The sequence below is a fragment of the Bacillus sp. 220_BSPC genome (genome assembly GCF_001054655.1).
Taxonomy (GTDB): domain Bacteria; phylum Bacillota; class Bacilli; order Bacillales; family DSM-1321; genus Peribacillus; species Peribacillus frigoritolerans.
Window position 1 is genome coordinate 28,265 of record NZ_JVPL01000188.1, and the last position, 19,910, is coordinate 48,174.

Here is a 19,910-nt window from a genome sequence, read left to right on the forward strand (position 1 = left end):
ATAATTTGGGGTAATTATAAGAATTACGCTTAACGATTCATATCGGAAAAAGAAAAGACGAAGTGGTTTGCACCACTTCGTCTTTCACTAACAATTATTTGGCATATTCAACTGCTCTTGTTTCACGGATGACCGTGACTTTTATATGACCTGGGTAATCGAGCTCTTCTTCAATCCTTTTCCGGATATCACGTGCGAGTCGATGTGCCGAAAGATCATCGATTTGTTCTGGTTTCACTAGAATCCGCACTTCTCGTCCGGCTTGAATCGCAAAAGATTTTTCCACTCCATCATAGGACTCGGAAATTTCCTCAAGCTTTTCAAGTCTTCTAATGTAATTTTCAAGCGTTTCACTTCTTGCTCCCGGTCTTGCAGCTGATAATGCATCAGCGGCAGCCACAAGCACTGAAATGATGGAAGTTGGTTCCGTATCGCCATGATGTGAAGCGATGCTGTTAATGACAGTTGGATGCTCTTTATATTTGGTTGCTAATTCAACGCCAATTTCAACGTGACTGCCTTCCACTTCATGATCGATCGCTTTCCCAATATCATGCAATAAACCTGCACGGCGGGCAAGAACTTCATCCTCACCAAGCTCAGCGGCCAGTAAACCTGAAAGCTGGGCCACTTCAATTGAATGTTTAAGTACGTTTTGCCCATAACTGGTACGGAATTTCAAACGTCCTAGTATTTTGATGAGATCTGGATGGAGACCGTGAACTCCAACTTCAAAAGTAGTTTGTTCACCAATTTCACGAATATGTTCATCTACCTCACGTCTTGCTTTGTCAACCATTTCTTCAATGCGAGCCGGATGGATCCGTCCGTCCTGAACAAGTTTCTCAAGAGCCAAGCGTGCCGTTTCCCGTCTAATTGGATCGAATCCAGATAAAATGACAGCTTCAGGAGTATCATCAATAATAAGGTCAATACCTGTTAGCGTTTCTAACGTCCGGATATTTCGTCCTTCACGTCCGATTATCCGTCCTTTCATTTCATCGTTTGGAAGATTTACTACAGAAACGGTGGTCTCTGCAACATGATCAGCCGCACAACGCTGAATGGCAAGAGAAAGGACTTCTTTTGCTTTTTTATCAGCTTCTTCTTTGGCACGGGTATCACTTTCTTTAATCATAAGCGCTACATCGTGAGCAAGCTCGTTTTCCATTCGGTCTATAATGATTGCTTTAGCCTCTTCACGAGTTAAACCGGAAACACGTTCAAGCTCTGTTTGCTGCTTACGAACCATCTCTTCCACTTTGCTTTCCATCTCTTCAATATGCTGTTGTCTTTGGTTTAGAGAATCATCTTTTTTCTCCAAAAGGCTCTCACGTTTGTCTAACGTTTCATCCTTACGGTCCAGATTCTCTTCTCTTTGCAATAACCGATTTTCTTGTTTTTGTAATTCGTTCCTTCTTTCACGGGCTTCCCGATCCGAATCGGCACGAACTTTATGAATTTCATCTTTTGCTTCCAACAAGGCTTCTTTCTTAAGTGCTTCCGCTTCACGTTTTGCATCCTCAAGGATGTGTTCTGCAGAGCCCTTTGCCCCTGCTATTCTACTCTCAAATTTTGATTTGTGAATAAAATAACCAACAACTGCACCGACGATTAGGCCAAGCAAAGTGAAGATGATTGTCATGGGTTCCATCGTTTCACCTCCCCTTGCTATGAACTTTTTACATAAAATGTTGAACTGTCGGCAAGTACATTGCACATAAATTCAATATACAGCACTTAATTTTCAAAATTTTAGTTTGAAAAATTGTAAAATATACATATTAATTGTATAGTTGAGAATTTTTATTGTCAAGCGTTTGTCCCTTATGTATCAATGATTATTCAAGTTTTCTTAATATTAACCATCATAATGTACAGCATTCATTATGGAAGAAGTCTGTAAATCTGATTACAATGCCATTTAATCCGCTGGAAATTTCGCATTTTTCTTAAAATATACATAAAAGGCCTAAGCGAATAAGCTTAGGCCTTTTCCAAATATCATTAATCAAGCAATTCAAAATGCTCTTCTGTTTCATTTTCTTCTGGTGGTAATTCATGCTCTCCATCAAGATTATAGTGATCTCTGATTTTCTGAGAAATTTCCTGAGCGATATCCTGATTTTCTTTCAGGAACAGCTTCGCATTTTCACGGCCTTGTCCGACACGCTCTTCATTGTATGAATACCATGAGCCGCTTTTAAGGACGATATCAAGGTCTGCACCCATATCGATGATTTCACCTTCCTGTGAAATCCCTTGACCATACATGATGTCAACTTCTGCTTGGCGGAATGGTGGAGCAACCTTGTTTTTTACAACTTTGATTTTCGTTTTATTACCCACGATTTCATTACCTTGTTTTAATTGCTCCGCACGGCGCACTTCCAGACGAACAGTTGAATAGAACTTCAATGCCCGGCCTCCCGGAGTCGTTTCTGGATTCCCAAACATAACACCGATTTTTTCACGGACTTGGTTAATGAAAATGGCAATGGTATTTGATTTATTAATGGAACCAGACAGTTTTCTAAGTGCCTGAGACATCATCCGGGCTTGGAGACCCATATGGGAATCTCCCATTTCGCCTTCGATTTCAGCTTTAGGAACAAGTGCTGCCACCGAGTCAATGACAATGATATCTACCGCTCCGCTTCGAACTAACGCTTCAGCAATCTCTAAGGCTTGTTCACCCGTATCAGGCTGTGAAAGCAGTAACTCATCGATATTCACACCAAGTTTTTCTGAATATGCTGGATCTAAAGCATGCTCGGCATCAATGAATGCAGCCGTCCCGCCAGTCTTTTGTACCTCTGCAATGGCATGTAATGCTACAGTCGTTTTACCGGAGCTTTCAGGTCCATATATCTCAATGACCCGGCCTCTTGGATATCCGCCCACTCCCAACGCTACGTCCAATGCTAAAGAACCGCTTGAGATCGTTGAAATCCTACGATCAGTCTGTTCCCCAAGTTTCATAATCGAACCTTTACCAAATTGTTTCTCAATTTGTTTTAACGCCATATCTAAAGCCGCTTGACGATCACTCACTCAATTTCCTCCTCTATATTCAACTAATCGGCTGTCCGATTAAAGGTGTACTTACGTTAGCAATTATTCGAGATCAAGGTTTGTACCCTGTCTCAAAACCTATCTTTACTATATACTCTTTTTACTATTTTGCCAAGCAAAAAGTCGAACATTCATTCGTTTTTTTCTTTCGGGATATTCTTTGTAAAAAAGCGTTTTAGCTTAAGGAAATCTCCATTTCGCTTCACTTACTCCCTAAAAAAAAACATTTTCATTGAATTAACTTTTTTCTTTTTTCCCTATTTTTCAAGAAACAAACTTCTAAAACCAAATAAAAAGCAGAGCTGTAAAAAAGCTCTGCTTATGGCGTTTATAAATCCCTTAATAGGTAATGACAGCCGTACTTCACACTCCGAATACGGTTTTGCGCCCTGCTTCCGGAAAGATTCAACTCCTTGAAGTGAGTGTTTCCATCCCGATAGGAAATGCCAATAAATACTGTACCTACAGGCTTGCCTTCTTGTTCGTCCGGCCCCGCAACACCCGTAAAGCTTATGCCTACATCCGCATCGAGCTTACTCCGGACATTAGAGGCCATTTCCATTGCACACTCACCGCTGACCACCCCATACTCAGATATGGTATCATCACTGACGCCGAGGACATTGGTCTTCGCATCATTCGTATAGCAGACCATTCCGCCCTTAAAGACTTTACCGGCGCCCGGGATGGTTGTCAGCTGTTCTTGGAACATCCCCCCGGTCAAGCTTTCAGCTGCCGCGATTGAAAGCTTGCGGACCGTTAATTCTTTTACAAGTTCCTTTATTAGAGAAGTATTATCACTTCCATAATGGAACTTTCCGACCCGGCTAAGAATTTCTTTTTCCGTTTCTAAAATAAGTTCTTCGCATTTTTCTTTAGAAGGGCCTTTGGCGGTGATCCTTAACGTCACTTCCCCTTCGGCTGCAAGCGGAGCGATTGTCGGATTCGTTTGATTGACAAGGAGATCTTCAATCACCGTTTCCAGTTCGGCTTCACCTATACCGTAGAACCGAAGAACCTTGGAATCGATCCGTTCATGCTTTTCCAATTTATTCATGATTTTTTCATAACCATAACTTAAAAACATCGGCTCCATTTCACTTGGTGGTCCAGGCAGGAGCATATATGTAATCCCAGATTTGGACAAAACCATTCCCGGGGCCATGCCATGATCGTTTGCCAACACTTCACTGCCTTCCAAGACAAGGGCCTGCTTTTTGTTGTTTTCCGTCATCGGCCGTTCCCGTTTTTGGAAGTAAGCTTCAATGGATTGCAAAGCTTCATCATTAAAAACGAGCTTTTTCCCGATATGGCGAGCAATCGTTTCTTTCGTTAAGTCATCTTTGGTAGGACCAAGCCCACCGGTAAAAACAATCAAGTTCGCCCTCGATTCAGCGATTTCTATAGCTTGTTGTAATCGGCGGTCGTTATCTCCGACCACAGTATGGTAAAAAACGTTGATTCCCATTTCCGCAAACTGCTGCGATAAGAATCTTCCATTAGTGTTATTGATTTGACCTAAAAGAAGCTCTGAACCCACTGCAATGATTTCTGCATCCATCTTTTCAAAACCACCATTCGTTTTACTTTGAATTAACAAATACTTCTTTGTTTTTTATAAAATAATCCAAACCTGACCAGATTGTAAAGATTAATGCAATCCATAATGCGATATTGGCAAATGGAAGTGAAATGAGGGCAAATGGAAGGTTATGCAGCAATAAAGCCGAAATAGAAACAATTTGTGCCCATGTTTTAATTTTACCTAGCTGGTTCGCTGCAACCACTTCCCCTGTACCCGCTAACACCAAACGCAATCCAGTGACTGCAAACTCGCGACTTATGATCACGATGGCAATCCAAGATTGACCGTACATTAAATCTTGATCAACCAAAACGATTAAGGCAGCCGAAACCAGAAGTTTATCTGCCAATGGATCTAAAAATTTCCCTAAATCAGTAATCATATTATATTTTCTGGCAAAATGGCCATCGATCCAATCCGTAGTGGAAGCGATTATAAAGAGGATGGCTCCAGCCAGGTGTGCCACTGGCAAGCTGTATTCTCCCCAAGTCAGTGTCCCCCATGAAAAAGGAACGAGCATGATGATTAAAAATACTGGTATTAAACAGATTCTTGCTACTGTAATCTTATTAGGCAGATTCAAAACTTTTACCTCCAAAATTTACGCCTGCCATTTGGGCAATGCGTCTTAAATCTAAAATAATGCTTATATGTATAATTTAACTCAAAATCCAATCTTATATGCCGGGTGAACCATTTCCCGCCGCCTTACTATTATATAGAGCAAAAATAGTCATCTATAAGATGACTATTCGGCTTTCGTAAATTGTATCGTAACCAATTGCGTATTCACTTCAGTCGGTGAAATGGAATACTCCAGCTTCTCATCATTCACATAAATCTCAGTTTCATATGCCCTGCCTATATTGATGACAGCTTCTTTTTCATTGGTAAAATCAATTTCCTGGCTTTTGTCCTTTTCGATAGTGCCCTGGAAAAGTAATTTACCTTCACCATTTTTTATGCCGACCCATGGTGAGCCTTTGGAGGTCACCTTTAATTTAAAAGTATCGGTATTTTTTAATTCATACGTACTATTTTTACCGCTGGAACTTGTGACGGCAAGATTTTGCTCTTTCTTTTCATCTTTGACAACAGCATCATCTTCATTCTTCTCGTCAGATGACTCAGATTTTTCTTCATCCTGTTTTTTGTCTGCATTCTCTTTTTCTTCGTTAAACCCATCACTTTTATTGTAGCCCACAGCTTCATTCTCTTTAGCGTTCTTTTTATCATCATTATCTGGGTTACTCATATAATTCGATACCAGTACCCATATCAAAACGGCCGCACCAATGACTAAAACGACAGCCAGGATCCTCGGTAACATTTCCACAACCTTTGAATCTCCTGCCGGAATGGTTTTCCGGGATTGGACCCGTGAAAGCTGTTCTGGCAATTCCTCACTATAGACCGATGGTATTTCATTCTTATATTGTTCGAAAATCTCTTCTGGATCCAGTCCGACCGCTTCACAATATTGCTTTATGAATGCCCGTACATAGAACTTTCCAGGCATCATACTGTAATTTCCTTCTTCAATGCCAATGAGGTAACGCTTTTGGATCTTTGTTAATTCCTGCAAATCTTCTAGGCTAAGACCTTTGGCTTCCCTAGCTTCCTTTAATCGATTACCCAATTCAGTCAAATAAAACACCTGCCATTTTAAAAGTCAAAGGAACCAAAATCGGACCCTGAAAACTGGTCTTTTTGGTCGACAACTTCATATGTTATTTCTTCTTCAGGATTGTTTCTCAATTCAATAATATAATCAAAGTCTTCGAGGGTATACTCCGTATTTTGGACAAAAACATCCGGATGTTCGATTACTTTGACAGCATCAAGCCTCATTATTTCACGAATCAACTGCCAATGACGCTCATTTGCACGGCGAGTGGAAACAATTCCATCTAAAATGAACAAATTATCATTATTATATTCATCCTCAATAAGCTGGCTGCGGATAGTCTGCTTTAAAAGGGTCGATGACACAAACAACCATCTCTTATTAGCACAAACACTCGATGCTACGATAGATTCAGTTTTTCCGACACGGGGCATCCCTCGGATCCCGATCAATTTATGACCTTCCTGTTTAAATAGCTCGGCCAGGAAATCGACTAGCAAGCCTAGTTCATCACGAACAAACCTAAAGGTGTTTTTCTCATCGGCATCGCGCTGAATATAGCGTCCATGCCTGACTGCGAGGCGATCACGTAATTTAGGTTCCCTAAGCTTAATGACCTTTATCGTATCCATCGTACGGAGAATTGACTCGAATCTTTCTATATTACGGCTGTCTTTGGCCAACAAAAGTAACCCACGCCTGCCTTCATCTACCCCGTTAATGGTGATGATATTAATGGAAAGCATACCCAGAAGGGATGAAATATCCCCTAATAAACCAGGACGGTTGACTTGAATTTCATATTCAAAATACCATTCTTTATTATCCACGATAACACTCCTTAAGCCTAAAAGCTTTTGCCCTAATCATGGGCAAAAAACTTATCCATCGTAAATTTCAAGGTCTGAACACTTTAATATTAATTGTCTAGCTTCTATAATATAGCATTTCGTGATAAGTTAAAAGGAAAAACCCTATAAAAGTATTCATTTTTATATAAGAGGACAAATAGTCATCCCCCTAGAATCCAAAAGGCCCTGTTAATTAATAACAGGGCCTTTGGATTGATATTTTACTTTGTTCCATTGTTCTCGACTAACTTGACCATGACACTTGCCATGGCATGTTTTTCTTGATCGCTTGCGACTGACCAAAGATCAGCAAGCACTTTCTCTTGATCATTCTGGGGCTCAACCTGATTAGCTAGGTAATCACCGATTTCGTAAGCCAAGTTGTTAACAGCGCCTTCTGACAAGCCTTGTTGTTCACCTTGATGTAATCTGTCGCCTAAGAAGTTTTTCCATTGATCCCAATTGTCCAGTACAGACATGAATGGTCACCCTTTCCTTCAAAATAGTACAAAGATATTTTGTGAAGGAACCGAGGAAATTATACATGTCTTTAAAAAAAATCATGTGTACCATCCGCCATTTACACCTAAAATCTGCCCGGTTATATAGGACGACTTGTCGGAAAGCAAATAGTATACGGCCTCCGCGACTTCTTTGGAATGCCCCATCCTGCCCATCGGGATATCGCCTTTGATGATTTCCAGATCTTCTGCACTGAAAGATTCGAGCATGGAAGTGGAAATCGCACCGGGGGCAACGGCATTCACCCGGATTCCATTAAGCGATACTTCTTTGCTAAGTGCCTTGATAAAAGCATTTTGGCTGCCTTTGACCATTGAATATAATACTTCACAAGATGCACCTGTCTGCCCCCAAATCGATGTGACGGCAACGATGGCAGCCTGTTCTTGGTACATTAGCTTTGGAAGCAGTTCCTTTGTTAATTGGAAAGGGCTCGTTACGTGCAGCTGAACCATTTCAGTAACGATAGTCTCATCCATGTCAGATATAAGACCGTAATAGCTATTGCCACTATTAAGGACGATTGCATGGAGGGCAAAAATATTTTCCGCCAATTTCTTGTAGCCGTCCGGTGCAGCCAAATCCGCTTGTATCGGAATAAGTTCGACTTGATGAGGCTTCAGTTCTTCAATCAGGGCAAGTATCGCTTCTTCATTGCTGTTATAATGTAAATAAAGTGAGTAATTCTCCTCGGCGAGCTTTATAGCGATTTCCCTGCCGATTCCTCCACTGGCTCCTGTAATAAGGGCAAAACGTTTCCCCACTTTCACGCCCCCTTTATATTATTTCGGAAGTACCTGACAGACTGTCATCCGTTCATCGGATATTAAATCCTTGGCGACCTCCCTGATATCTTCGATGGTTAGTTTTTCCAATACCGATACAACATCGAACAAATTCATATCATTGAATGCATATCTGGTGAATTGATTCGCTATATATTCCGGCGAATTCAAGGAACGGAGGAAAGAACCGATTTTTTTCTTGATTGTCCTTTGCAGGCTTTCTTCATTCAGGCCGGTTCCGGCTTTTGATTTTTGCAGGATACCGAATAAAGACTCCGTCAACTCATCAGGTTTGGCACTGTCCCCGCCAATTAACGCAAACCCAAAACCTTGTTCCTGTGTGTAATCATATGAGAAGCTTTGATCGATCAACCCTTCCTCATACAGCTCCTCATGCAAAGGCGAACTCTTGCCAAACAGCATTTCCAAATAAATATTGGTCGCCAATTCCCTTTTCAAAAGCTGTAAACCGGATTGGTTTACGTTGATGGCCTTGATGCCCAGCATCACTTTTGGTGTCTGGACATTCATCCTTAAGACTTCCTTATCCTTGGCAACGATTTCCGGCTCTTCGTCAAATTTACGTTCCACTGCTGGTTGTTCGTTGTATCCTTTATCATTTTGGTTATCCCGAATCAGTTTCATGGTACTTTCGACATCTACCGGTCCTACAACGAATAGGAGCATGTTGCTAGGATGGTAAAACGTATTATAACATTCATAAAGCATATCTTTCGTAATACCTGCAATCGATTCCACAGTACCGGCAATATCGATTTTCACTGGATGCTGATGATACATATTGGCAATAGTCCCGAAATATAAACGCCAGTCTGAATTATCATCATACATGTTGATTTCCTGCCCAATGATTCCTTTTTCCTTCTCTACCGTCTTTTCCGAAAAGTAAGGATCCTGGACAAAGTCAATTAAGGTAGTTAGATTCCTCTCGAAATCCGACGTGCTGGAAAATAAATAAGCTGTACGGGTGAAAGAGGTAAAGGCATTTGCAGATGCTCCCTGCTTTGAAAATTGCTGAAAAACATCACCATCTTCCTTTTCAAATAGCTTATGTTCAAGAAAATGGGCAATCCCATCTGGTACTTTTGAGAATTCCGTTTCATTCAATGGTTTGAAATGGTTGTCGATTGAACCATAATTCGTCGTGAAAGTTGCAAATGATTTATTGAACCCGCTTTTCGGAAGAATATATACTTCGAGACCATTATCCATTTTTTCATGGAAAAGCTCTTCTTTCAATTGAGTGAATGCTATTTTTTCCATTACCCTTGCACCTCCGCTTCCGTTAGGAAATAAATCGTATCAAGCTGGATCTTTTGACCAACTGCAATGATTTCTTCCTTTGTCGTCCGCTCTGTTTTTGCAAACCACTCGTCGAGTGATATATCCTGCCCGGAAATCACATTATGATATAAAATTTCCACAAGCCCTCTCGAAACGTCAATGGTTTCAAGGAGCTGGTTCTTAACGACCGCCTTTGTCTGTGCCAGTTCTTCATCGGAAAAGTTCCCTTGCTTCATTTCCTTCATTTGTGCATGAATGATATCCAGTGCCTGCTTGTAGTTGGCATTTTCAATGCCGGCCATGACCATCAATAGTCCTTTATGACTTTCAAGCCTTGAAGCTGCATAATAAGCAAGGCTGGCTTTCTCCCTGACATTAATGAAAAGTTTGGAATGTGAAAAGCCGCCAAAAATCCCATTGAATAGCTGAAGAGCATAATAATCTGGATCACCGTATGCAACTTGGGTTCGATAACCGATATTCAATTTCCCTTGTTTCACATCCGAATTCTCGATGATTTCTTTTTCCTTCTCCACTGCCTTGCCCGTCTCCCTTGGCAGTCTAACAGGCTCACGTTCTTGCAACGACACATATTTGTCAGCCAGTGCCTCCACTTCCGATCCATCGATGTCGCCGATTACATATAAATCGATTTCATCTTCCGACAGCATTTTTTTATAGTAGGCGAATAGGGATTCTGGAGTTATCGTTTCCAAGTCTTGAAGATTACCGCTCGCTTCTAAAGCATATGGTTCGTTTTTGCACATTTCCTCTACTAGACGTGTAGCTGAATATCGCATTTTGTCATCGGAAATGGATTGAATCCGCTGTTTTAAAGAACGGATTTCATTGGAAACCGTTTTAGAGTCAAAGGCTTCGCCGTTTTTCTTCGGATTGAAGATCACCTCTGATAATAGCCCAAAAGCCTTTTCGAGAAGCGGGGTTGAATCACTAAGGAATTTTTCATTTACGATATCGATCGTAAAACTTATGATTTGATATTCTCCTTTTTTGGCTACATCGACATAAAACCCTGCTCCATATAAATCATCAAGATAAGATCGAAGCTCGGGTGTTGTAGGATATTTACTTGTATTGCTTTGTAACACATATGGCAGCAATGCACGATATGTAACGTCCTCTTTTGTCAACGGGGCTTTCATCTTCAGCACGAGAGTATTCGTTTTATATTTATCCGTCCGGACCACATGAAGCTTGTAGCCGCTTTTTTCCGTAATTGTATCGGAAGCAATAGACATGAATAATCCTCCTCATTATATAAATCACCTTTATTAGCTTATTGTTTGTAGATTGGAACCCTTTTAAACATCTACTTAAAATATACATGTGAAAGGAAAAATCATGCAAGTAACAGCTACTTTTTTTGGTTTTTCACCAGCTCACCATCACTTATGGCTCAAAACTCAAAAGAAAAAACCGGCCAGCACAGTTTGCTGACCGGTTAGACACTTATCTTTTCCCTTTGATGTATGGCTGTCCTGATGCTTTTGGAGCATCAGCACGTCCAATGAAACCAGTTAGCGCAATGATCGTCAGAACATATGGAGCGATCAAGAGGTAAACTGATGGAATATCCTTGAAGAAGGGAAGGCTCGAGCCAACGATACTTAAACTTTGGGCCAAACCAAAGAATAAAGCTGCTCCCATTGCCCCGATCGGGTGCCACTTACCAAAAATCATGGCGGCAATGGCCATGAAACCTTGACCATTAATTGTCGCATGATTGAATTCATTTGAAAAGATGGTAGCATAAATCGCTCCGCCGATACCTCCAAAAGCACCTGATAATAAAACGGCGGCATATCGGATTTTCGTAACATTGACACCCATCGTATCAGCAGCCATTGGGTGCTCACCCACTGCACGGATCCTTAACCCGAATGGTGTTTTATAAAGTACATACCAAACGACAAAAGATATGAGAATCGCTATATATACGATGTAATAGCCATTTGCGAAAAAGATGGGTCCAATAAATGGAATATCACTTAGTAACGGAACATCAATCCTTGGGAATGTTTCTGTGATTCTATCAGTTTGACCTTTGTCAAAAATCAACTTCACCAAAAACATGGTCAGACCAACTGCCAACAAGTTGATGGCTACCCCACTAACCGTTTGGTCCGCCCTGAACGTAATGCATGCCACAGCGTGCAGAATGGAAAACAGCAAGCCGGCAATCATTGCCGCTAAGACTGCAAGCCAAGGAGTCCATTCCCCAAATACATCAGCAAACATTAAGTTAAAAACAATCCCTGTAAAGGCACCAATGACCATCAAACCTTCTAAACCGATATTTATGACACCAGCCCGTTCAGAAAACACTCCTCCGAGTGAAGTAAAAATAAGTGGAGCAGCTAGAGCTATCATTGATGGAATAATAATTTGTAATACTTGGTAAAAATCCACTTATTTCACCCCTTTCTTAAATCGAGCGGCAATCCAACGAATAAAATAACTGGAAGCGACGAAGAAAATGATCAATGCTATGACAATATCCACAATTTCACTAGGTATTCCGGTTTCTAGCGGCATATTTAAGGCCCCGGCTTTCAGTCCCCCAAATAATAAGGCTGCAAGCACAACACCAATAGCTGTATTCGCCCCTAATAAGGCTACTGCGATCCCATCAAAGCCCATACCTGTGAACCCGCCTTTGACTGCGGCATAACCGAAAGTTCCAAGGCCTTCCATCGCACCAGCAAGTCCTGCAAAAGCACCTGAAATAACCATGGAAAGTATGATGTTCTTATTGACACTCATCCCTGCATACTCTGACGCGTGCTGATTGAAACCTACCGCTTTCAGTTCAAAGCCGGTTTTGGTCCTTTCAAGCAGGAACCACATGATGATTACGCAAATAATCGCTACCACTATTCCCCAATGCATCCGGGAAAAATCCGTAATGCTTTCAAAAAAAGGAGACCGCAGTGATGCTGTATCAGCAATTCTTTCTGTTTTATCCAGCTTGTCAGTCATTACATTCCTAATTAAATAATTCGTCACATATAAAGCTGTATAATTCAACATGATAGAAACGATTACTTCATGTACACGGAACTTAGCTTTTAAATAACCAGGGATAAATGCCCACAATGCCCCAGCAGCTGCACCAACTAAGATGGCCAATGGCAAATGGATGATCCTTGGAAGATCAAAAGCGATTCCGACCCAAACTGCCGCCAGCCAGCCTACAATTAATTGCCCTTCTACACCGATATTGAATAGGCCCGTACGGAAAGCAAAAGCCACTGCCAAACCGGCAAGGATATAAGGGATGATTGTCCTGACGGATTCCCCTACATAATAAGAATCCCCAATAATTCCATTTACCATGGAGCCATAGCCGGCAACTGGGTCATAGCCGCTTACTAACATGATTATGGCCCCAACGACTAAGCCGAGGATAACTGCTATTAACGGACTCGTTAATTTAGATAAATACTTAGACATTTTGTTTTCCACCTGCTTCCGTCCGTTTACTGCCGGCCATTAGAAGGCCAAGCTCCTGTTCAGTCGTTTCTTTCGGATCGACAATTGCGACGATTTCCCCTTCGTATATAACGGCAATCCTATCGCTCACATTCATGATTTCTTCCAATTCAAATGATATGAGAAGTACCGCTTTTCCTGCATCACGCTGTTCAATCAGCCGTTTATGGATAAACTCGATCGCTCCTACATCAAGCCCGCGTGTTGGCTGTGCGGCAATCAATAAATCCGGGTTCCTATCAACTTCCCGTCCGATGATCGCTTTTTGCTGATTCCCGCCAGAAAGAGCCCTTGCCGGGGTATATTCACTAGGAGTCCGAACATCATAGCTTTTGATCAATGAACGGGCTTTTTCAAATATTTTCTTTGAGTTCAAGATACCGGCTTTTGAGAAAGGCCTTTGATAGTAGGTTTGCAAGACAATATTTTCCCCAATGCTGTAATCGAGAACCAAACCATGCTTATGCCTGTCTTCTGGAATATGGCCGACACCTGCTTCAGTGATTTTACGCGGCTTCAGATTCCTGATCTCTTTTCCATTTAGCTTTATCGAACCAGCTGTTGTCTTCCTTAGGCCAGCCAATGCCTCAATCAGTTCGGATTGACCGTTTCCATCTACACCGGCAATACCGACAATTTCTCCTGCACGGACTGTTAAATCCAAGTTCCGAACAGCTGAAACGCCCCGGGAATCCTTGACTTCCAGTTCCTGAACCTCGAGAACTACATCCGAAGGAGTAGCGGCCGTTTTTTCCGTCTTGAATAGAACTTCCCTACCGACCATCAAGCTCGCCAATTCGTTAGGATTCGTTTCGTTGACGTTCACTGTACCAATTCCTTGCCCTTTGCGTATAACCGTTACCCGGTCACAAACCTCCATGATTTCCTTAAGTTTGTGTGTGATTAAAATGATAGATTTCCCCTCTTTGATAAGGGCTTTCATAATATAAATCAATTCCTTGATTTCTTGAGGAGTCAATACAGCGGTCGGTTCATCAAAAATCAATATTTCGGCTCCGCGGTAAAGCGTCTTAAGAATCTCGACACGCTGCTGCATCCCTATTGAAATATCGGCAATTTTCGCATAGGGGTCAACACGAAGTTGATATTGTTCTGATAGTTTCCTAACTTCCTCGCTCGCTTCTTTTAAATCGATCTTACCCGCTTTGGATGGTTCTTTTCCTAAAATGATATTTTCCGTTACTGTAAAAGGGTCAACGAGCATAAAATGCTGATGGACCATCCCAATCCCTAAATCATTGGCAATGTTGGGACTGGTAATATTGACTGGCTTGCCATTCACACGGATTTCTCCCTGCTCAGGCTGGTATAAGCCGAATAAAACATTCATCAAAGTGGATTTACCCGCGCCATTTTCACCTAATAATGCGTGAATCTCCCCTTTTTTAACCTGAAGTGTAACGTTATCATTTGCGACGATGCCGGGGAATTCCTTACGGATATTAAGCATCTCAATTACATATTCCACGTATTATCAACTCCTAAAATGAGTGTAAATATTCCTAAATCATTTAATTGCTTTTACTAGCTTATTGATTTTTTTAAAAAAACCAAATGAAAAACTACGATTCTTTCATAGTTTTTCATTCGATATTTTTCAGTTGCAAAGCGTGATTGGGAAAAGAAAGAATAGAGGGCAATTCTGCCTCCCTATTCTTTCTGGCATTACAGCTTATAAATCAAGTTTTTCGAATTCTTCATCCGTACCCGGAACTACGAATTCACCTGATTTAATTTTTTCTGTCCATTCTTCGACCGCTTTTAATGATTCTTCTGTTACGTTATCTTTTGTTTCGGAAATGCCTACACCATTTTCTTCGATACCGTACTCAATTACTTTTCCGCCTGGGAAGTTTCCTTCTTTCGCTTTCTCGGAAAGGTCTTTAACTGCCACGTCAACACGTTTTAGCATGGAAGTCAGAGTGATGTTGTCGTCAGTTCCAGGAACTGCCCCCAATTTAGCTTGGTCGCTATCTACACCGATAACATAGATTTCCCTCTTAGGATCTTTTTGCTTTTGCTCTACTGCTTCAGTGAATACACCTTTTCCAGTTCCTCCAGCAGCATGATAAATGATATCGATACCTGAAGAATACATGGAGCCTGCAGTTGATTTACCGATATCAGCTTTATTGAAATCCCCGGCATATTTAACTTCAACTTTTGCATCCGGGTTTACAGATAAAACCCCAGCCTTAAAGCCAACTTCGAATTTCTTGATTAACTCAGATTCAACTCCGCCGATAAAACCGACTTTGTTTGTTTTCGTTTGCATTCCGGCAATTACACCTACCAGGAATGAACCTTGCTGCTCTTTAAAATTGATGCTGGCTACATTCTTTTTATCTACAACTGTATCCACGATGGCAAAGTGTGAATCCGGACGTTGGTCAGCCACTTCACCAACAGCTTCCGCTAAAAGGAAACCGATGCCATAGATTAGTTGGTAATCTTCACGTACAAGCGTATTCAGGTTCTTAGCGTAATCGGCATCAGATTTAGATTGCAGGTAGTTGTAGCCATCTTTACCTTTTTCCAGACCATTATCCTTACCGAATTCCTGAATGCCCTTCCAAGCGGATTGGTTGAACGACTCGTCATCCACGCCGCCAGTATCAGTTACCATCGCAACAGTGAAGTTATCTTTGTTTTTCCCATTTGAAGATTCTTTATCATCATTCTCTGAATTACCACATGCTCCCAGTAGCGTACCGGCTGCAAGAACAAGTGAAAGAGCTAGTCCTAATTTGCGCTTTTTCAATTTTTATCCCCCTAATTTACATAGTTTTTTGAGCAGGAATGTTCTGAAAAGTCATTTATGTTTGCGTTTTCACTTCTCGTTAATTTTTTTTGCATACGTTTGATCGACTTTTTTCGGAATCGAAACAATCGCTTGCACTCATCCGTATGCAGAGTCAAGGCCTACACACGTTTACGAAGAACATGAAAGCTGAACATATTGGCTTTAAAGTAGTTAACAGAATACAGGATAGGCTGGTCCCAATCATCCAGATGCATCTGTTTTAGAACGAGTAGTGCGGCTTCTGGCGAGCATTTAAGGATAGGAGAAACTTTCTCATGATATCCAATAGGCTCAATCTCCGCTACGGCATGCGTAATTTTCCGATGCGCATCTCTTTCCAAAATATCTAAAAGAGACTCATCATTACGGTCAAAATTTTCTGAAAGAATAGATTCAGGAATTTTGTCAATACAGTAGACGACTGGCTCCCCATTCGCTGTCCTTACTCGTTCGATGCTGACGATGCGTTCGTCTGTTGAACAAGAAAACCTGCGTATATCCTCTTCTGTAGGTTCTTGGGCCGTCGAGCTTAAGAAAATCGTACCCGGCTTCATCCCTGCCTCTTCAATCATGTTCGTGACACTTTTTAATTGCTCGATACCTGAAGTGAACCGAGGTTTCGGATTGACGAAAGTCCCAACTCCATGACGGCGAATGATGATGTTTTCTTCTTCCAAAATTCGCAGCGCTTCTCGAAGTGTCGCCCTACTAACTCCCAATTTTTTCGCAAGATCGAATTCTGAAGGGAATTTTTCATTTTCCTGATAGACTCCAGCTTCAATATCCTGCTTCAGGTAATCAATGACCTGCAAATATAAATGTCGACTATCTGATTTTATTGACATACAGTTTCCCCCAGCTAATTTCTTAAGACATCAGACCTCTGATGTTGAATCATTCCTACTAATCGAAAATAATATAACATTTTTTTTGATATAAATAAATAGTGTTTTACTATTTACTTTAAAAGAATTTAGGAGAAATTACCCTTCCCTGTGCCTTTCAATCTAGATGTGGCCGCGGAATTTGTACGATTATTCTCCTAAATCAGATAAATTTTTTAAAAAAAAGGCTAGATGCATGCAGCTATGTTCAAGATGCTGTTTTCCTGTATAATAGGATTTATCTTCTTTGAAGGGATGTACACAAGATGTTAAAGATTACAGAATACACAATCGAAAAATTGAATGATCCATTTGGTATTTTGTCCGGGGAACGTTACGAGTTGTTCTTGGATATTGAAGTGCCTGAAGAGGATGAACTCTTTTCAGAAGATGGTTTATATATCCGGGTGCTTTTTGCTGTGGAAGAACAAAAAGGCAAATTGATTAAATATGATATTTTTGAAAAAGGGAACGAAGGCGCACTTGAATTCGATTTAGAAGAAGATGAAGAAGCGATGATTACCGACTTCTGCCTTAAACATTTAGACGAGGCGATGAATAATTAAAAAACCGGGCAGATGCCCGGTTTTTTCTTTACCTATGATGAATGTGCTTCATCTTGTTCATCTTTTGTAATCAATACATTTCGTGGTTTACTGCCTTCATATGGACCGACAATTCCCCTCGCTTCCATTTCATCAATCAATCTGGCTGCGCGGGTATAGCCAATCCGGAAACGGCGCTGTAGCATGGAAACGGATGCAGTCTGCATTTCTACGATCAACGATACCGCATCCCCATATAAATCATCTTCGACTTCACCATTTGAGGTTTCTGCAATTTCATCGGGTATCATTTCTTCGTTGTATTGTGCTTTTTGCTGTGAAATGACATATGTGACAACTTCCTCGACTTCATTGTCGGATAAAAAGGCCCCTTGGACGCGGACCGGTTTTGAAGCTCCTGAAGGCAGGAAGAGCATGTCACCCCGGCCTAACAGTTTTTCGGCCCCGCCCATGTCGAGGATCGTTCTCGAATCGGTCATTGATGAGACACTAAAGGCAATCCGAGATGGGATGTTCGCTTTAATGACCCCTGTAATTACGTCTACGGATGGCCGCTGAGTGGCAATTATCAAGTGGATGCCAGCAGCTCGTGCCATTTGTGCAAGCCTTGTGATGGCATCCTCTACATCATTAGAAGCGACCATCATCAAATCTGCCAGCTCATCGACAATGACCACGATATAAGGCAGGAGCGGTTGTTTGGCGTCTTCTTCAATGTTATATCGGTTAATGTAATCATTGTAGCCTTCAATATTTCGCGTACCTGAATGAGAAAATAGCTCGTAGCGCCTTTCCATTTCACTGACGACTTTTTGCAAAGCCTGTGCCGCTTTCTTTGGATTGGTCACTACAGGTGCGAGTAAGTGGGGAATTCCATTATAGACATTCAACTCGACCATTTTTGGATCGATCATCATCATTTTCACTTCATGCGGTTTTGCCCGCATCAGGATACTCGTGATAATCCCATTGATACAAACGGATTTCCCGCTGCCCGTAGCACCAGCCACTAGTAAATGCGGCATTTTATTGAGCTCCGCCTTAACCGCTTCACCGGAAATATTCCGCCCTAAGCCTATTTGCAGTTTTGCGTCAGGCTTATCTACTTCTTTGGCCTCTAAAACTTCCCTTAATGACACCATCGCCACTTCGGAGTTAGGCACTTCTATTCCGATTGCCGATTTTCCGGGAATCGGCGCTTCGATCCTAATATCCTTTGCGGCAAGTGCAAGTGCCAAGTCATCGGATAGGCTGACAATTTTACTTACCTTCACACCTACATCCGGATGTACTTCGTATTTGGTTACGGCTGGGCCTAAATGAACTTGAGTGACTCTCGCTTTCACTCCAAAGCTATGAAAGGTGCGCTCAAGTTTTGCCGCATTTTCATGAATCAATTGGTACTCTCCGCTTTGGTCGGTTTTTTTAGGCTGCAATAACAAGGAAAGAGGCGGTAAAAGATATTCTTTATTCTCCACTTCCGTAAAATTCATAGGCGGAACGGCATCATCCTGGTCCTCTGCATTTTCAGCTGCAGGTTCCGTAACAACGGGAATTACTTCGTTTTCGTCGCTATATGCTTTATCAGCAAAGCTGGAAATGATCCGTTCCGTCGCCATTTCCTGTGTTTCCTCTTCTAGAGGGGGCTGATCCGTTTCTTCCACCGGTTCGTTTTGCCGTTTCTTCTTTTTCACGGGATTCTTTTTCTTTTCTTTTTTGTCTTCATTCCACGTTTTCACATCATCTCTGAATGCGGACCATTGCTTTTTGAAAAAGCCGCCAAGACCCCTGAAAAACTTCCCGAGGGTTTCACCTAACGTTTTCCCGGTCAATAGGACGGCACCTACAATGATAAAGAGGAATGAAACGATTTTCGATCCAGCTTCGTCGAATAGAAAGTAAGAAGCTGCAAATAATATCGCTCCAATCATACCGCCCCCAAGGTCCTTTGAACTGGCCTTGCCGGTCACTTCCATCCAGAATAGTTCCCATGTATTCGAAATGACGCTGGGCTTCGTAAATGGTCCTCCATCTGCAAGCATGTTAAACAGGGTCACATGACTTAGGAGGAGCATGCTCGCAACAAGGAAGTACATCCCGACCAATTGCCGTTTCAACAGGTACGGGACCTCTCTCTTTATCATCAAATAGAACCCAGCTGCAATTGCTCCCAACAAAAAGAGGATATACCATTCCCCCATGAAGAAGCGGATTAAAAAGACCGTCCCGTTTCCCACTGCTCCAAGCTTGGCAATGGCAATGATGGCCAAACCTATTATAGTGAGGCCAATCAATTCATATTTAAGCGTTAGTTTTAACTTCTCTGTACTATTCTTTTTTCTGCGTTTCTTCTTTGCCATAATATCACCTGAT

Annotated in this window: 17 protein-coding genes; 1 reads left to right on the forward strand and 16 read right to left on the reverse strand. The window is 41.6% G+C overall.

The genetic code is table 11. The features are described 5' to 3' along the window. Positions 1-94 precede the first annotated feature (94 nt). The 15 genes from rny to ADA55_RS13855 form a co-directional block, all read right to left on the reverse strand. Entirely contained in the window at positions 95-1,654 is a 1,560-nt protein-coding gene (rny, locus tag ADA55_RS13785; protein ID WP_034313519.1) for a ribonuclease Y, read from the reverse strand. 353 nt (positions 1,655-2,007) lie between these two features. Beyond that, positions 2,008-3,054 (reverse strand): recombinase RecA, encoded by a 1,047-nt coding sequence (gene recA, locus ADA55_RS13790; RefSeq protein ID WP_034313522.1) that lies wholly within the window; start codon positions 3,052-3,054, stop codon positions 2,008-2,010. 349 nt (positions 3,055-3,403) lie between these two features. Beyond that, positions 3,404-4,636, reverse strand: coding sequence for a competence/damage-inducible protein A (locus tag ADA55_RS13795; RefSeq protein WP_048684939.1), 1,233 nt, complete (start codon positions 4,634-4,636; stop codon positions 3,404-3,406). 22 nt (positions 4,637-4,658) lie between these two features. After that, complete coding sequence (pgsA, locus tag ADA55_RS13800; RefSeq protein WP_048684722.1) at positions 4,659-5,243, reverse strand: CDP-diacylglycerol--glycerol-3-phosphate 3-phosphatidyltransferase; 585 nt, start codon at positions 5,241-5,243, stop codon at positions 4,659-4,661. 165 nt (positions 5,244-5,408) lie between these two features. Continuing rightward, positions 5,409-6,317 carry a helix-turn-helix domain-containing protein gene (locus ADA55_RS13805; RefSeq protein WP_309247765.1) on the reverse strand — a complete coding sequence of 303 codons (909 nt, stop codon included), beginning with the start codon at positions 6,315-6,317 and terminating at the stop codon, positions 5,409-5,411. A gap of 8 nt (positions 6,318-6,325) precedes the next feature. Beyond that, positions 6,326-7,117, reverse strand: a complete 792-nt coding sequence (locus ADA55_RS13810) for a DUF3388 domain-containing protein (protein WP_034313530.1) — start codon at positions 7,115-7,117, stop codon at positions 6,326-6,328. A 242-nt stretch (positions 7,118-7,359) separates the two neighbouring features. Further along, a complete protein-coding gene (locus tag ADA55_RS13815; protein WP_034313532.1) occupies positions 7,360-7,617 on the reverse strand; it encodes a DUF3243 domain-containing protein in 258 nt (85 codons plus the stop codon). An 81-nt stretch (positions 7,618-7,698) separates the two neighbouring features. Further along, positions 7,699-8,424: an elongation factor P 5-aminopentanone reductase gene (gene ymfI / locus ADA55_RS13820; RefSeq protein ID WP_048684725.1), complete on the reverse strand. Its 726-nt coding sequence runs from the start codon at positions 8,422-8,424 to the stop codon at positions 7,699-7,701. Positions 8,425-8,442: 18 nt separating this feature from the next. Beyond that, entirely contained in the window at positions 8,443-9,729 is a 1,287-nt protein-coding gene (yfmH, locus tag ADA55_RS13825; protein ID WP_048684727.1) for an EF-P 5-aminopentanol modification-associated protein YfmH, read from the reverse strand. Further along, complete coding sequence (gene yfmF / locus ADA55_RS13830) at positions 9,729-11,009, reverse strand: EF-P 5-aminopentanol modification-associated protein YfmF (protein WP_048684730.1); 1,281 nt, start codon at positions 11,007-11,009, stop codon at positions 9,729-9,731. The genes yfmH and yfmF overlap by 1 nt, the downstream gene beginning before the upstream one ends. A 211-nt stretch (positions 11,010-11,220) precedes the next feature. After that, positions 11,221-12,180: an ABC transporter permease gene (locus ADA55_RS13835; protein WP_094246576.1), complete on the reverse strand. Its 960-nt coding sequence runs from the start codon at positions 12,178-12,180 to the stop codon at positions 11,221-11,223. Then, a complete protein-coding gene (locus tag ADA55_RS13840; protein ID WP_048684732.1) occupies positions 12,181-13,224 on the reverse strand; it encodes an ABC transporter permease in 1,044 nt (347 codons plus the stop codon). It lies immediately after the preceding gene. Then, positions 13,217-14,752 (reverse strand): ABC transporter ATP-binding protein, encoded by a 1,536-nt coding sequence (locus tag ADA55_RS13845; RefSeq protein WP_048684733.1) that lies wholly within the window; start codon positions 14,750-14,752, stop codon positions 13,217-13,219. Before ADA55_RS13845 ends, ADA55_RS13840 begins: the two co-directional genes overlap by 8 nt. Before the next feature lie 204 nt (positions 14,753-14,956). Next, on the reverse strand, positions 14,957-16,045 hold the full coding sequence (locus tag ADA55_RS13850; RefSeq protein ID WP_048684735.1) for a BMP family lipoprotein: 1,089 nt from the start codon (positions 16,043-16,045) through the stop codon (positions 14,957-14,959). A 161-nt stretch (positions 16,046-16,206) separates the two neighbouring features. Then, positions 16,207-16,932 (reverse strand): GntR family transcriptional regulator, encoded by a 726-nt coding sequence (locus tag ADA55_RS13855; RefSeq protein ID WP_048684736.1) that lies wholly within the window; start codon positions 16,930-16,932, stop codon positions 16,207-16,209. A gap of 305 nt (positions 16,933-17,237) precedes the next feature. Here ADA55_RS13855 and ADA55_RS13860 point away from each other — a divergent pair, with 305 nt between their 5' ends. Continuing rightward, positions 17,238-17,537: a DUF6509 family protein gene (locus ADA55_RS13860; protein WP_048684738.1), complete on the forward strand. Its 300-nt coding sequence runs from the start codon at positions 17,238-17,240 to the stop codon at positions 17,535-17,537. A gap of 32 nt (positions 17,538-17,569) precedes the next feature. Here the strand turns inward: ADA55_RS13860 and ADA55_RS13865 are convergent, their stop codons facing one another. Next, complete coding sequence (locus ADA55_RS13865; protein ID WP_048684741.1) at positions 17,570-19,897, reverse strand: DNA translocase FtsK; 2,328 nt, start codon at positions 19,895-19,897, stop codon at positions 17,570-17,572. Positions 19,898-19,910: the final 13 nt, after the last annotated feature.